The sequence below is a fragment of the Pseudomonas sp. NFIX10 genome (assembly GCF_900111955.1).
GTDB classification, from domain to species: domain Bacteria; phylum Pseudomonadota; class Gammaproteobacteria; order Pseudomonadales; family Pseudomonadaceae; genus Aquipseudomonas; species Aquipseudomonas fluorescens_AA.
This window is the reverse complement of sequence record NZ_FOKH01000013.1, coordinates 13,969-28,989: the sequence shown is the minus strand read 5'-3', so window position 1 is coordinate 28,989 and position 15,021 is coordinate 13,969. Positions and strand designations below refer to the sequence as shown.

The following is a 15,021-nucleotide window of genomic DNA, read 5'->3' as shown; positions in this document are numbered from 1 at the left end:
CAGCGGCATCAATACCTTCTCGCTGGCCGAGGAATGTTCAAACAAAGGAAGAGGCTATGGTTCAAGTTCGCAAACTGGTGTTAGCAATAGCGGCCGCCTCGGCGCTGTCCTCCGGTATGGCGCAAGCGCTCGGGCTCGGGGAACTGACCCTGAAGTCGACGCCGAACCAGCCCCTGGTCGCCGAGATCGAGTTGCTCGACGTCCAGCAACTGACCGCCGCCGAAGTCGTGCCGAGCCTGGCCTCGCCCGACGATTTCGCCAAGGCCGGGGTCGATCGCCAGGCCTTTCTCAATGACCTGAGCTTCACCCCGGTGATCAACGCCAACGGCAAGAGTGTCCTGCGGGTCACGTCCAGCCGGCCGCTGTCCGAGCCCATGGTCAAGTTCCTGGTGCAGGTGATGTGGCCCAACGGCCGTCTGCTGCGCGACTACAGCGTATTGCTCGATCCCTCCAAATTCTCGCCACAGGCCGCCGACGCGGCCCGGGCGAAACCGCCCCAGGTCGTGGCCACGCCGGTCACCGGGGCCACCAAGCCTTCCCAATACACCACCACGCCGCGCGATACCCTGTGGGAAATCGCCGCCAAGGTGCGCAACGGTGGGTCGGTCCAGCAAACCATGCTGGCGATCCAGGCGTTGAACCCGAACGCGTTCATCAACGGCAACATCAACCTGCTCAAGACCGGCCAGGTGTTGCGCCTGCCGGACCCGGTGCAAAGCACGGCGTTGCCGCAGCCCCAGGCCATCGCCGAAGTGGCTGCGCAGAACGCCGCCTGGCGCTCGGGGCGTCGTGCCGTGGCGGGTGCTGGCAAACAGCAGTTGGATGCCACCAAGCGTGGCCGTGGCGAAGGCGCGCCGGCACAGGCGGCCGGTCGCGACAACTTGAGCCTGGTGTCGGCCGATTCGGCGAAAGCGGGCGGCAAGGGCAAGGGCGCTGCCGGCGATGCCCAGGCGCTGAGCAACAAGCTTGCGGTTACCCAGGAAAGCCTCGATTCGGCTCGCCGGGATAACGAAGAACTGAAAAGCCGCATGGCGGATCTGCAGAGCCAACTGGACAAACTGCAACGCCTGATCGAGCTGAAGAACAATCAACTGGCCAAGATGCAGGCCGAAGGTGCCGCGGTTCCGCCTGCTGGTGAGGCGCCTGCGTCGATGTCCGCAGAGCTGACCCCTGCGCCAGCGGCACAGGCCCCGACGACTGCACCTGCTGCCGCACCTGCGCCAGAAGCGACCCCGGAAGCGACGCCACCCGCCACACCGCTCGAGCCGACGCCTGCCGCGTCCAACGAGCAAAAATACAATGACCTGCTGACCAATCCGATCCTGCTGGGGTTGATTGGCGGCGGCGCGCTGCTTTTACTGTTGCTGCTGTTGTTGCTCGCCCGTCGACGCAAGGCCCAGCAGGAAGCGGAAAAACACTTGCGCATGGCCCGAGCCCTCGAGGAGGAGGCCGACTTCTCCCCGGAGTTCGATCTGCCCCCGAGCAGCTTCGAGGGCATTGATGTTCCACCACCTAGCGTAAAGCTTGAGCCAAAACCCGCGCCGGCCCCTGCGCCAGCACCCAAGCCGGCCCCGGTGGTCGCGCCTGTGGTGGTCACGCCGCCTATCGCCGCGCCATTGGTGGCTCCGGCCGCTGATCGCTCCGACGACGTGCTGCCCCAGGCCCAGTCCCATATGGATCGTGGTCGCTTGAACCAGGCCGCCGACCTGCTCGAACAGGGCATCAAGGCCGAACCCCAGCGCAGCGACCTGCGCCTGAAACTGATGGAAGTCTACGGTCAGCAGGGCGATCGCGACGCCTTTGTCGCCCAGGAACGCCAACTGGTGGCCAATGGCGACAACTTCGCCCAGGTCGAACAGCTGAAAAGCCGTTTCCCGGCCATGGTGGTCGCTACCGCCGCGGGCCTGGCCGCGGCGACAGTGGCGGCAGAGCTGGACGCGCAGTACGTCAAGGACCTGCTGGAAGACAAGTCGCCCACAGACGAGGAGCTGGACAGCGCCTTCGACCTGAGCCTGGATGACCTGGAAACTCCGGTCGCGCCAGCGCCGGAGCCTGTCGCCGAGCTGGACGCGTTCCCGGAAGACGACGACCTGAGTTTCGAGTCGGTGCTCAAGCAGCAGACTGAAGCCAACGAGAGCTTGGACGACTTGTCGGAATTCGACCTGGACCTGGGGGCCGACGCGCCGACCCCGGTCGCGGCGCTCGATGATGAAGATTTCCTGCTCGACCTGGGTGACGATCTCAAGGGCCTGGACCTTCCAGCAACCGAAACGCCAGCCCTGGACGATACGCCGGCCGACGATCTCGAGCTGCCGGCAGATTTTGACCTGTCCCTTGCCGACGAGATGGATGCCCATGACCGGCCAAAAGATGCTTTCGAATCCGAGCTGGACGATGTAAACGCCGAACTGGATCGCCTGTCCGACAGCTTGGCCCAGCCGACCTTCACCGCTGAAGATGCCCTGGTTGGTGCTGAAGACGAGCCCGACTTCGACTTCCTCAGCGGTACCGACGAGGTGGCGACCAAACTCGATCTGGCCCAGGCCTACATCGATATGGGCGACCACGACGGCGCCCGCGACATCCTCGGCGAAGTCCTCAGCGAAGGCGATACCACCCAGAAGAGTGAAGCGCAGGAGATGTTGTCGCGTTTGGTGTAAGTCAGCGGTTAGGCAAATACGGCAGCCGGTGAGGCTGCCGTTTTTGTTTGCAGCGGGATTTTTGGTGTCTGGGCTGGCCTCATCGCGAGCAAGCTCGGCTCCCACAAGGGCTAGCACCCAGATCTCTGTGGGCAGATCCCTGTGGGAGCCGAGCTTGCTCGTGATGACGCCCGTCGATCCAACCCAGGACCACCGGTTACACTGGCATCCCGCCCCGCCGGCCTTATAATGCCCGCCTTTGCGTACTCAGCAGGCTGTGATTCCTTGGCAAACATAGACAACCCGGCCGCCGAAATGGCGGCTGACGGCTTTTTCCGGATCGCCTTGGGCGTTGAATACAAAGGCTCGCGTTACCGTGGCTGGCAGCGCCAGGCGTCCGGTGTATTGACGGTGCAGGAAACCCTCGAAAACGCGCTGTCCAAAGTCGCCGACTCGCCCGTGTCGCTGCATTGCGCCGGCCGGACCGATGCCGGCGTGCATGCCTGCGGCCAGGTGGTGCATTTCGACACCCAGGTCGAACGCTCGATGAAAGCCTGGGTCATGGGCGCCAACATCAACTTGCCCCATGATGTCAGCGTCAGTTGGGCCAAGGTGATGCCGGCGCATTTCCATGCACGCTTCAAGGCCATCGCCCGGCGTTATCGCTACGTGATCTACAACGATCAGATCCGTCCGGCGCACCTGAACGAAGAAATCACTTGGAACCACCGCCCGCTGGACGTCGAGCGCATGGCCGAGGCCGCGCAATACCTGGTCGGTGTCCACGATTTCAGTGCTTTCCGTGCGGGCCAGTGCCAGGCCAAGTCGCCGATCAAGGAGCTGCATCACCTGCGCGTGACCCGGCACGGCAAGATGATCGTGCTCGACATCCGCGCCAGCGCCTTCCTGCATCACATGGTGCGCAACATTGCCGGCGTGCTGATGACCATCGGCGCCGGCGAGCGGCCGGTGGAGTGGGTCAAGGAAGTGCTCGACAGTCGCATCCGCCGTTCCGGCGGCGTCACGGCGCATCCGTTTGGCCTGTACCTGGTGCAGGTCGAATATCGCGATGAATTCGAACTGCCGGAGCGTTACATCGGGCCACATTTCCTCACCGGCTTCTCGGAACTCGACGGCTGACGCCCTCCGCAGCATTTGTTACCATCCGGGACTTTCACGCAATTGCCTGAGGTTTTAGCCACCATGCCCGTCGTTCGCAGCAAGATTTGCGGGATCACCCGCGTCGAGGACGCGTTGGCGGCGGTCGAGGCCGGGGCCGATGCCATCGGGCTGGTGTTCTACGCCAAGAGCCCGCGGGCGGTGACGGTGCAGCAGGCGCGGGCGATCGTCCAGGCCTTGCCGCCGTTCGTGACGCCCGTAGGGCTGTTCGTCAATGCCAGTCGTTGCGAGCTGGGCGAGATCCTCGATGCCGTACCGCTGGGCTTGTTGCAGTTCCATGGCGACGAAACCCCTGCCGACTGCGAGGGCTGGCATCGTCCGTATATCAAGGCGTTGCGGGTCAAGGCCGGTGACGACATCGCCGCCGGTTGCGCAGCCTTTGCCAGTGCCAGCGGTATCTTGCTGGACACCTATGTGGAAGGCGTGCACGGCGGTACCGGCGAAGCGTTCGACTGGTCGCTGGTGCCACAAGGCCTGGGCAAGCCGATCGTCCTGGCCGGTGGCCTGACGGCGGAAAACGTCGCCGCGGCCATTCGCCAGGTTCGTCCCTACGCGGTGGATGTGAGCGGCGGGGTGGAGCAGGGCAAGGGCATCAAGGATCCGGCAAAGATTCGTGCGTTCATGGCTGCTGTTCGCAACAGCCAGTAGTCAATGTGACGGCTGGCAGACTGCCGCCGTCCATACCTGCACTGTACAAAGCAGGCAGGCAACACCCCTGGGTGGGCCGATAGCGTAGGGGCAACCGCAGTGCAGCGGTTGCCGGGATGGCTGAGGAGATTGGGCTGCACGCAGGTCATGTTTCGCGCTGACCGTGGTGGCCTCGACCCTCGCCGCACAATGAATTTAGCTCAAGGGCATACGCGGGGCCGCGAACCAGAGCGTTCGGGCCGCCGGTACTGGAGAAAGAAAGCATGAGCAACTGGTTGGTAGACAAACTGATCCCTTCGATCATGCGTTCCGAGGTGAAGAAAAGCTCGGTGCCTGAAGGTCTGTGGCACAAATGTCCATCCTGCGAGGCGGTGCTGTACCGTCCCGAGCTGGAAAAGACCCTGGACGTTTGCCCCAAGTGCAACCACCACATGCGCATCGGCGCGCGTGCCCGTATCGATATTTTCCTGGACGCAGAAGGCCGCGTGGAGCTGGGTGCCGACTTGGAGCCGGTGGACCGCCTGAAATTCCGCGACGGCAAGAAATACAAGGATCGCCTGACCGCTGCCCAGAAGCAGACCGGTGAAAAGGACGCCCTGGTGTCCATGAGCGGCACCTTGCTGGGCATGCCGGTGGTGGTCTCGGCCTTCGAATTCTCCTTCATGGGCGGTTCCATGGGCGCCATCGTCGGCGAGCGTTTCGTTCGCGCCGCCAACCATGCCCTGGAAAACCGTTGCCCGATGATCTGCTTCGCCGCTTCCGGCGGTGCGCGGATGCAGGAAGCGCTGATCTCCCTGATGCAAATGGCCAAGACCTCCGCGGTGCTGGCGCGTCTGCGTGAAGAAGGTATTCCGTTCATCTCGGTGCTGACCGACCCGGTCTACGGCGGTGTTTCCGCGAGCCTGGCCATGCTGGGCGACGTCATCGTCGGCGAGCCGAAAGCGCTGATCGGCTTTGCCGGCCCGCGTGTGATCGAGCAGACCGTGCGTGAAAAACTGCCGGAAGGCTTCCAGCGCAGCGAGTTCCTGCTGGAACACGGCGCCATCGACATGATCATCCATCGCCAGGAGCTGCGTCCGCGCCTGGGCAATCTGCTGGCGCAACTGATGGGCCTGCCGACGCCGACATTCGTCGCCGCACCGGTCGAGCCGATCGTGGTTCCGCCAGTGCCTGCCGGGCTATGACCCAACGCACCCTGGGCGACTGGCTTGCCTACCTCGAGCAGTTGCATCCATCGGCCATCGACATGGGGCTGGAGCGCTCGCAAACGGTAGCGTCCCGCATGGGACTGGCCAAGCCGGCGCCCCGGGTCATCACTGTCACCGGCACCAATGGCAAGGGTTCCACCTGCGCCTTCCTGGCCTCGCTGCTGCGGGCCCAGGGGCTGAGCGTCGGTGTCTACAGCTCGCCGCACCTGCTGCGCTACAACGAGCGGGTGCAAGTGAACGGCGTCGAAGCCACTGACGCCCGGCTGTGCGAAGCCTTTGCCGCGGTGGAAGCCGGGCGAGGCGATACAACCCTTACGTATTTCGAGATGGGCACCCTGGCGGCGTTCTGGTTGTTTGCCCATGCCGGTCTCGATGCGGTTGTGCTGGAAGTCGGCCTGGGCGGGCGGCTGGATACGGTCAACCTGGTGGACGCCGACATTGCACTGGTCACCAGCATTGGCGTGGACCATGCCGATTACCTGGGCGATACCCGCGAATCCGTGGCCTTCGAGAAGGCCGGCATCTTCCGCCAGGGCGCGCCTGCGCTCTGTGGCGATCTCAATCCTCCCCAGCCATTGCTGGACAAGGTTCGCGAACTGAGCTGCCCGTTCTTTCTGCGGGGGCGGGATTTCGACCTGGCGATGACCGAGCAGCATTGGCAATGGCGCGGCAGCGACCTGCGCGGCAATCCGGTGGAGTTGCGCGACCTGCCGCTGCTGGACCTGCCGATGGAAAACGCCGCGCTGGCGCTCCAGGCCTACTTGTTGCTGGGCTTGCCCTGGGAAGCCGGGCAAATCGTCCAGGCGTTGCAGGCGACCCATGTGGTCGGTCGCCTCGACCGCCGTCAGTTCGATTGGCAAGGCAAACGCTTGAACCTGTTGCTGGACGTCGGCCATAACCCCCATGCGGCGCAGTACCTGGCCGAGCGCCTGGCGCGGCGGCCCGTGGCAGGGCGGCGCCTGGCGGTGTTCGGGCTGCTGGCCGACAAGGATCTGGATGGCGTTGTCGAGGCGTTGGATGATAGTGTCCAGCACTGGGCGGTAACGCCACTGGATTCGCCGCGCTCGCGTACAGCGGCTGAGCTGCAGGGGGCCTTGCAGCGTCACGGTGCTCCGGTGCAAGCCTATGCCAGTGTGGCCGCCGCCCTGGAAGGGCAGTGCGCCCTGGCGACGGCTGATGATGAAATCCTGCTGTTCGGATCATTTTTTTGTGTTGCCGAGGCCCTTCAATGGTTGGCCCGGCACTCCACGGAGGAAGCTGCAGATGGCATTGCTGGATAAGGCGTACAAGCAGCGCATGGTCGGGGCCCTGGTGTTGGTGGCCCTGGCGGTGATTTTCCTGCCGATGCTGTTTTCCCGCCAGGACGAGCAGCGCCAGGTCACGGTCGACGCCCCAGCCGCGCCCCAGGCGCCTTCGGTGCCGCCTGTGCAGGTCGATCCGGTGGCCGTGCCCGAGCCCCAGGCGTTGCCTCAGGAACCGGTGCCAAGCGACGAGGAACTGGCTGGGCAACCTGCCGCGCCTTCCACGCCGATTGCGTCGGCGCCTGCCACGCCGGCCCCCGCCGCACCGAGCAAACCGGCTGTCGCCCCCGTGCCTGTTCCAGCGGCACCGGCGATCAAGCCGGCGCCGAGCCAGCCGATCACCGCCGCTCCGGCCAAGCCGGACACGACCCAGAGTCGTGTGGATGCCAATGGCCTGTCGGTCAGTTGGTCGGTGCAGCTAGCCAGCCTGACCAGTCGCGAAAGTGCCGAGAACTTGCAGAAAACCTTGCGCAGCCAGGGCTATAACGCCTACATCCGTTCCGCCGACGGCAAGAATCGGGTGTTTGTCGGTCCGCTGATCGAGCGCGCCGAAGCCGACCGCCTGCGTGACCTGCTCAGCCGCCAGCAAAACCTCAAGGGGTTCGTCGTGCGCTTCCAGCCAGAGCGTGGTTGACGGCGATTTAGCTGATTTGAATCACGCAGCTTACCGACAGCCCTGGGCTCTGCTAAAATGCGCCGCCTTATCCGTATGTAGGCTGCACCGTGCCATTTACCTGGGTTGACTGGGCGATCGTTGCGATCGTCGCCATCTCCGCATTGATCAGTCTGAGCCGCGGCTTCGTCAAGGAAGCCCTCTCTCTGCTGACCTGGATCATCGCGGGAGTCGTAGCCTGGATGTTTGGTGGTTCGCTGTCCCAGTACCTCGCCGGATACATCGAAACTCCCTCGGCCCGCGTGATCGCGGGCTGTGCCATCTTGTTTATCGCCACCTTGCTGGTTGGCGCAATGATCAATTATCTGATCGGCGAACTGATTCGCGTCACCGGGCTTTCCGGGACGGACCGGTTCCTGGGCATGGCCTTTGGCGCGGCGCGCGGCGCGTTGCTGGTGGTCGTGGCCGTCGGGCTCTTGAGCCTGGGGCCGGTGCAGCAGGATACGTGGTGGCAGGAGTCCCGGCTCGTGCCACAATTTCTATTGGTCGCAGACTGGTCCAAAAACCTGATCCTGGGTTGGAGCAGTCAGTGGCTTGCCAGCGGTATCAGCGTACCCGCTGAAATACCGTTCAAGGAACACCTCTTGCCGACGGCCAAAACGCCGCAGTGAGTGTTGTTCAGTTCAGATCCATTAAGTAGGGGTTGCGTCGCATGTGTGGCATCGTCGGTATCGTCGGTAAGTCGAACGTCAATCAGGCGCTGTATGACGCGCTAACCGTGCTCCAGCACCGCGGCCAGGACGCTGCCGGTATCGTGACCAGCCATGACGGCCGGTTATTCCTGCGCAAGGACAACGGCCTGGTGCGTGACGTGTTCCACCAGCGTCATATGCAGCGCCTGGTCGGTCACATGGGTATCGGCCACGTGCGCTACCCGACCGCGGGCAGCTCGACGTCGGCTGAAGCCCAGCCGTTCTACGTCAACTCGCCTTACGGCATCACCCTGGCGCACAACGGCAACCTGACCAACGTCGAGCAGCTGGCCAAGGAGATCTACGAATCTGACTTGCGCCACGTCAACACCAGTTCCGACTCGGAAGTGATGCTCAACGTGTTTGCCCATGAGCTGGCCCAGCGTGGCAAGCTGCAGCCGACTGAAGAAGACGTGTTCGCCGCTGTGACCGACGTGCACAACCGTTGCGTGGGCGGCTACGCGGTGGTGGCGATGATCACTGGCTACGGCATCGTCGGTTTCCGCGATCCCCATGGCATCCGCCCGATCGTGTTCGGCCAGCGTCACACCGACGAAGGCGTCGAGTACATGATCGCTTCCGAAAGCGTGTCCCTGGACGTGCTGGGCTTCACCCTGATTCGCGACCTGGCCCCGGGCGAAGCGGTCTACATCACGGAAGACGGCAAGCTGCACACCCGTCAGTGCGCGACCAACCCGTCCCTGACCCCATGCATCTTCGAACACGTCTACCTGGCGCGTCCGGACTCGATCATCGACGGTATCTCGGTCTACAAGGCGCGCCTGCGCATGGGCGAGAAACTCGCCGACAAGATCCTGCGCGAGCGTCCGGAACACGACATCGACGTGGTCATCCCGATCCCGGACACCAGCCGCACCGCGGCCCTGGAGCTGGCGAACCACCTGGGCGTCAAGTTCCGCGAAGGCTTCGTGAAGAACCGCTACATCGGCCGGACCTTCATCATGCCGGGCCAGGCCGCACGGAAAAAATCCGTACGCCAGAAGCTCAACGCCATCGAGCTGGAATTCCGCGGCAAGAACGTGATGCTGGTGGACGACTCCATCGTCCGTGGCACCACTTGCAAGCAGATCATCCAGATGGCCCGTGAAGCCGGCGCCAAGAACGTGTATTTCTGCTCCGCGGCCCCAGCCGTGCGCTACCCGAACGTCTACGGCATCGACATGCCGAGTGCCCATGAGTTGATCGCTCATAACCGCACCACCCAGGACGTGGCCGACCTGATCGGCGCCGACTGGCTGATCTACCAGGACCTGCCGGACCTGATCGAAGCGGTGGGCGGCGGCAAGATCAAGATCGAACAGTTCGATTGCGCGGTATTCGATGGCAAGTACGTCACCGGCGATATCGACGATGCGTACTTGAACAAGATCGAGAACGCGCGTAACGATGCGTCCAAGGCCAAGACTCAGGCGGTCAGTGCGATCATCGATCTGTACAACAACTGAGTACGAACCGGCCCCGAGGGGCCGGTTTGCGTTTAACCGATTAAGGAGTGGCAGCATGAGTCAGGATTGGGATGCCGGTCGGCTGGACAGCGACCTTGAAGGCGTAGCGTTCGATACCCTGGCGGTTCGCGCGGGTCAGCACCGTACACCGGAAGCCGAACATGGCGATCCGATGTTCTTTACCTCCAGTTACGTGTTTCGCACGGCCGCCGACGCTGCGGCGCGGTTTGCTGGCGAGGTGCCGGGCAACGTCTACTCCCGCTACACCAATCCGACCGTGCGGGCGTTCGAGGAGCGTATCGCCGCCCTGGAAGGCGCCGAGCAAGCCGTGGCGACCGCCACCGGCATGGCCGCGATCATGGCCGTGGTGATGAGCCTGTGCAGCGCCGGCGACCACGTGCTGGTGTCGCGCAGCGTCTTCGGTTCGACCATCAGCCTGTTCGAAAAGTACTTCAAGCGTTTCGGCGTGGAAGTCGATTACGTGCCCCTGGCGGACCTGTCCGGTTGGGATGCGGCCATCAAGGCCACTACCAAGCTGCTCTTCGTCGAATCGCCTTCCAACCCTCTGGCCGAGCTGGTGGACATCGCCGCGTTGGCGGAAATCGCTCACGCCAAGGGCGCCATGCTGGTGGTCGATAACTGCTTCTGCACCCCGGCACTGCAGCAACCGCTGAAGCTGGGCGCGGACGTGGTGGTGCATTCGGCGACCAAGTTCATCGACGGCCAGGGCCGTTGCATGGGTGGCGTGGTGGCCGGTCGTGGCGAGCAGATGAAAGAGGTGGTGGGCTTCTTGCGCACCGCGGGTCCCACCCTCAGCCCATTCAACGCCTGGATCTTCCTCAAGGGCCTGGAAACCCTCGGCCTGCGCATGAAGGCCCATTGCGCCAATGCCCAAGCCCTGGCCGAGTGGCTGGAGCAGCAGGACGGCATCGAGAAAGTGCATTACGCCGGCCTCAAGAGCCATCCGCAACATGACCTGGCCTTGCGTCAGCAGCGCGGTTTCGGTGCGGTGGTGAGCTTTGAGGTCAAGGGAGGCAAGGAGGGCGCCTGGCGCTTCATTGATGCGACCCGATTGATTTCCATCACGGCCAACCTGGGTGACAGCAAAACCACCATTACCCACCCGAGCACCACGTCCCACGGGCGCCTGTCGCCTCAGGAGCGCGAGTCGGCGGGTATTCGTGACAGCCTGATCCGCGTCGCGGTCGGCCTGGAAGACGTCGCGGACCTGCAAGCCGACCTGGCCCGCGGGTTGGCGGCCTTGTGATTGAGCTGGCTACGCCGCCGAGCGGCACTCATGGCCGGGTTGCACTGGTTACGGGCGCCGCGCGGGGCATCGGTCTGGGCATTGCTGCCTGGCTGATCTGTGAAGGCTGGCAGGTAGTACTGACCGACCTGGATCGCGAGCGCGGTTCCAAGGTGGCGAAGACCTTGGGCGACAATGCCTGGTTCATCGCCATGGACGTGGCGGACGAGGCGCAGGTCGCCACCGGTATCGCCGAGGTGCTCGGACAGTTCGGGCGGCTCGACGCGCTGGTGTGCAACGCGGCTATCGCCGACCCACACAACATCACCCTGGAAAGCCTCGACCTGGCTTACTGGAATCGGGTCCTGGCGGTGAACCTGGGCGGGCCGATGCTGCTAGCCAAGCACTGCGCGCCGTATCTGCGCGCGCACAACGGCGCCATCGTCAACCTGGCCTCGACCCGCGCCGCGCAATCGGAGCCCGACACCGAAGCCTATGCGGCGAGCAAGGGCGGCCTGCTGGCCCTGACCCACGCCCTGGCAATCAGCCTGGGACCGGAGATCCGGGTCAACGCCGTCAGCCCTGGCTGGATCGACGCGCGGGATCCCTCCCAGCGTCGCGCACAGCCGCTGACCGATGCCGATCATGCCCAGCATCCCGCAGGCCGGGTCGGCACGGTAGAGGATGTGGCGGCGATGGTGGCGTGGCTGTTGTCGCGCAATGCCGGTTTTGTCACGGGGCAGGAGTTCGTGGTGGACGGTGGCATGACCAAGAAAATGATTTATGAGTGAGGGCGGTTGCAGGTGCCGTTTGAAACTGTTTTGAAAAAACTTCAACCCTGCTATTGACTTAGCTTCGGTACCTGCGTAAATTTCGCGGCCTCAACGAAGCAAAGGGTGATTAGCTCAGCTGGGAGAGCGTCTGCCTTACAAGCAGAATGTCGGCGGTTCGATCCCGTCATCACCCACCATGTTTTACGAGAGTTTTGCGAAAGCAAGACGGAAGCTGTCAAAAGCCTCCACCGACGCGCAGCGGTAGTTCAGTCGGTTAGAATACCGGCCTGTCACGCCGGGGGTCGCGGGTTCGAGTCCCGTCCGCTGCGCCATATTTTCCGAAGCAGGTTCGCCTGGTTCGAGATCCAGACCTAAGGGTTTTGATCAGACGAGTTAACTGGACGCAAGTCCATAGCGATACGCAGCGGTAGTTCAGTCGGTTAGAATACCGGCCTGTCACGCCGGGGGTCGCGGGTTCGAGTCCCGTCCGCTGCGCCATATCTGCTTCGAGGCCCACTGAACGCCTTGAAGCTAAGAAGAAAGCTGCAAAGCTATCTTCTAGTCGATAGCAAAGACCCTGGTCGAAAGACCGGGGTTTTTTGTTTTTGGAATAGCGATATTGGAACAAGTTCGTGGGGAGGGAGCTTGCTGTGGCGAGAGGATTTATCCCCGCAGGGCTGCGAAGCAGCCCTTGTTGTTGGCAGCTTCAGAACCCCAATTTATCCCGCAACCCGTAATACCAGGCACCCATCGCCGCAAACGGCGTGCGCAATAGCTGCCCACCAGGGAAAGGGTAGTGAGGCAGGTCGGCAAACGCATCAAAACGCTCAGCCTGGCCACGCAGCGCCTCGGCCAGGACCTTGCCCGCCAGGTGCGTATACGTCACGCCATGGCCGCTGCAGCCCTGGGAATAATAAATGTTATCCCCCAGTCGCCCGACCTGCGGAAGACGCGACAGCGTCAGCAGGAAATTTCCGGTCCAGGCGTAATCGATCTTCACGTCCTTGAGCTGCGGGAACGCCTTGAGCATCTTCGGCCGAATGATCGCCTCGATGTTCGCCGGATCCCTCGCGCCATACACCACGCCACCCCCGAAGATCAGACGCTTGTCGCCCGTCAGCCGGTAGTAGTCGAGCAAGTAGTTGCAGTCTTCGACGCAATAATCCTGAGGCAGCAGGCTATGAGCCAACTCATCGCCCAATGGCTCGGTGGCGATCACCTGGGTACCGCAAGGCATGGACTTGGCCGCTAGCTCCGGCACCAGATTGCCCAGGTAGGCATTGCCCGCCACGATAATGAACTTGGCCCTGACCTTGCCTTGTGGCGTATGCACAACCGGGCTGGCGCCACGCTCGATGCGCACCGCCGGCGACTGCTCATAAATCACCCCGCCCAGCGACTCCACAGCCGCCGCTTCACCCAACGCAAGGTTGAGCGGATGAATATGCCCACCGCTCATGTCCAGCATACCGCCAACATACTCCTCGCAAGCCACCACCTCGCGAATGCGCCGCTGATCCAGCAGCTCCAGCTGGGTATGACCGAAACGCTCCCATAAACGCTTCTGCGACTCGAGGTGGCCCATCTGTTTAGCGGTGAGGGCGGCGAATACACCGCCGTCCTTCAAATCACATTGAATCTGATACTTCGCCACCCGCTCACGAATGATCCGCCCACCCTCAAACGCCATGTTGCCCAGCAACTGCGCCTGCTGAGGACCGACACTGCGCTCGATCACATCGATGTCGCGGCTATAACTGTTGACGATCTGCCCGCCGTTACGTCCCGAAGCCCCAAAGCCCACCTTCGCCGCCTCAAGCACGGTGACCTTGAAACCGTTCTCCAGCAAAAACAGCGCAGAAGACAGCCCGGTGTAGCCAGCGCCGATCACGCAAACATCCGTCTCGACGTCATCCTGCAGGGCAGGGCGCGGAGGCACCGGGTTGGCCGATGCGGCGTAGTAGGACTCTGGGTACGGTGTGTTCGCCATTCTGGAACCTCTGTTTTATATTTTTTACGAATACGCCGATCCTACCCGAGATAAAAATCGGCCGCCAGCCACCTCCGAATCTGCGTGGCATTGGCGAAATTAAATATTTTGCATATTCATAGGGTTAGGTGAAAAAAAGGTGTTGACACCCCTTTGGAATTCCGTAGAATGCCGCCTCACAGCAGGCACGTAGCTCAGTTGGTTAGAGCACCACCTTGACATGGTGGGGGTCGTTGGTTCGAGTCCAATCGCGCCTACCAAACAAAATCCGCTCTGCTGGGCGGTCTAGAAGGGCTCACCGAAAGGTGGGCCCTTTTTTGTTGGTGTTTGGAAAAACTTTGGAAAAACGACCACCGATATCAACCCTTTGATCACAATGGAAGTATCAAAGTATGGGCTCATGGAAGACCTTGGTAATCGCCATCACGGTATCGATCAGCGCTCAAGCTGATGCGGAAGACCGGGGCTCGTATCAAAACTCGATGATGATGATAACGTTGGCTCCAACTGTCCTCCTTTCGGGGACTACGGGGCTTTCTATGCTGGCTGCGAAAAACTTCAAGCCGGCCAAGGCCGATGCGCTTGCATTCATTGGCTCAGACGGCCAGATTCGCGGCGCTCAGTTTGAGCAAGCAGTACGCTATTACCGTACGACCTACAGACCGGCGCTGATGACTGACCAGCAGCTCGCCGTAGCAATCGTAACTTCGTATTGAGCCGGGATTTCCACATCTCTTTCACCGTCATTAGGCCTATGGCTATCTCGGTTCCTAGTGAAACCTTCATTCTCTCTGGAATCTTTCCACGTGCTAGCGGCACCTTGAGCAAACCTAAGGACAGGTCATGATTGCGAGGCGGGCCGATTACAGGTGGACTCAAAATCGTGGTCTGTCCCCGGCTTCCCGAAGTGAAAAAAGGGGACAGATTTATTTCGCCGCGCTGAAAGTCTTTTTTTGGCTGGTTGGGAAATAACTGACCTCTTTTCCGTCTCCTCTCCCCAACGTCCCTTCGCTGCGGCTTATGACGACTCAAACGAGCGTCGCGAGGGGCCGTTGACGCAAATTCCTACACAAACCTCGGAAACCAGTGCATTGCCGCCTCTGGATGTGCCATTTATTGTCTCTCTGTCGCCCAGATGGCGATTCGGGTTTGGCGACTCGATTGAATGAAGCGCAGAAGCTCCTGCTACACTGCGGGGCTTTTTTG

The 15,021-nt window shown here is 62.2% G+C and carries 12 protein-coding genes and 4 tRNA genes; 15 read left to right on the top strand and 1 reads right to left on the bottom strand.

Going from position 1 to position 15,021, the window contains the following annotated elements:
* Window positions 1-56: 56 nt before the first annotated feature.
* The 13 genes from BM321_RS14120 to BM321_RS14060 all read left to right on the top strand — a co-directional run bounded on the left by BM321_RS14120 (window position 57) and on the right by BM321_RS14060 (window position 12,323).
* Window positions 57-2,660: a FimV/HubP family polar landmark protein gene (locus BM321_RS14120; RefSeq protein WP_092442891.1), complete on the top strand. Its 2,604-nt coding sequence runs from the start codon at window positions 57-59 to the stop codon at window positions 2,658-2,660.
* 294 nt (window positions 2,661-2,954) lie between these two features.
* Window positions 2,955-3,779 (top strand): tRNA pseudouridine(38-40) synthase TruA, encoded by an 825-nt coding sequence (gene truA / locus BM321_RS14115; protein ID WP_030142027.1) that lies wholly within the window; start codon window positions 2,955-2,957, stop codon window positions 3,777-3,779.
* A 63-nt stretch (window positions 3,780-3,842) separates the two neighbouring features.
* On the top strand, window positions 3,843-4,466 hold the full coding sequence (locus BM321_RS14110) for a phosphoribosylanthranilate isomerase (protein ID WP_092442890.1): 624 nt from the start codon (window positions 3,843-3,845) through the stop codon (window positions 4,464-4,466).
* A gap of 263 nt (window positions 4,467-4,729) precedes the next feature.
* Window positions 4,730-5,650: an acetyl-CoA carboxylase, carboxyltransferase subunit beta gene (gene accD / locus BM321_RS14105; RefSeq protein WP_072407026.1), complete on the top strand. Its 921-nt coding sequence runs from the start codon at window positions 4,730-4,732 to the stop codon at window positions 5,648-5,650.
* Window positions 5,647-6,954, top strand: a complete 1,308-nt coding sequence (gene folC, locus BM321_RS14100) for a bifunctional tetrahydrofolate synthase/dihydrofolate synthase (RefSeq protein ID WP_092442889.1) — start codon at window positions 5,647-5,649, stop codon at window positions 6,952-6,954. The genes accD and folC overlap by 4 nt, the downstream gene beginning before the upstream one ends.
* The gene (locus tag BM321_RS14095) at window positions 6,938-7,609 is read left to right on the top strand and encodes an SPOR domain-containing protein (protein WP_092331365.1); all 672 of its coding nucleotides are present in this window, start codon (window positions 6,938-6,940) and stop codon (window positions 7,607-7,609) included. The genes folC and BM321_RS14095 overlap by 17 nt, the downstream gene beginning before the upstream one ends.
* A gap of 89 nt (window positions 7,610-7,698) precedes the next feature.
* The gene (locus tag BM321_RS14090; protein WP_030142022.1) at window positions 7,699-8,259 is read left to right on the top strand and encodes a CvpA family protein; all 561 of its coding nucleotides are present in this window, start codon (window positions 7,699-7,701) and stop codon (window positions 8,257-8,259) included.
* Window positions 8,260-8,300: 41 nt separating this feature from the next.
* Window positions 8,301-9,806, top strand: a complete 1,506-nt coding sequence (gene purF / locus BM321_RS14085; RefSeq protein WP_053123453.1) for an amidophosphoribosyltransferase — start codon at window positions 8,301-8,303, stop codon at window positions 9,804-9,806.
* A 55-nt stretch (window positions 9,807-9,861) separates the two neighbouring features.
* The gene (locus BM321_RS14080; RefSeq protein WP_092442888.1) at window positions 9,862-11,073 is read left to right on the top strand and encodes an O-succinylhomoserine sulfhydrylase; all 1,212 of its coding nucleotides are present in this window, start codon (window positions 9,862-9,864) and stop codon (window positions 11,071-11,073) included.
* A complete protein-coding gene (locus tag BM321_RS14075) occupies window positions 11,070-11,843 on the top strand; it encodes an SDR family oxidoreductase (RefSeq protein ID WP_063320321.1) in 774 nt (257 codons plus the stop codon). The genes BM321_RS14080 and BM321_RS14075 overlap by 4 nt, the downstream gene beginning before the upstream one ends.
* A 103-nt stretch (window positions 11,844-11,946) precedes the next feature.
* Window positions 11,947-12,022, top strand: a tRNA-Val gene (locus tag BM321_RS14070).
* 58 nt (window positions 12,023-12,080) lie between these two features.
* Window positions 12,081-12,157: transfer RNA gene (locus BM321_RS14065), tRNA-Asp, on the top strand.
* Between the two features lie 89 nt (window positions 12,158-12,246).
* Window positions 12,247-12,323: transfer RNA gene (locus BM321_RS14060), tRNA-Asp, on the top strand.
* A gap of 208 nt (window positions 12,324-12,531) precedes the next feature.
* Here the strand turns inward: BM321_RS14060 and BM321_RS14055 are convergent.
* Window positions 12,532-13,815, bottom strand: a complete 1,284-nt coding sequence (locus BM321_RS14055) for an NAD(P)/FAD-dependent oxidoreductase (RefSeq protein WP_060741450.1) — start codon at window positions 13,813-13,815, stop codon at window positions 12,532-12,534.
* Between the two features lie 183 nt (window positions 13,816-13,998).
* On the opposite strand from BM321_RS14055, the gene BM321_RS14050 reads away from it, so the two are divergent.
* Window positions 13,999-14,075: transfer RNA gene (locus BM321_RS14050), tRNA-Val, on the top strand.
* A gap of 150 nt (window positions 14,076-14,225) precedes the next feature.
* Entirely contained in the window at window positions 14,226-14,531 is a 306-nt protein-coding gene (locus BM321_RS14045; RefSeq protein ID WP_371856624.1) for a DUF2388 domain-containing protein, read from the top strand.
* Window positions 14,532-15,021: the final 490 nt, after the last annotated feature.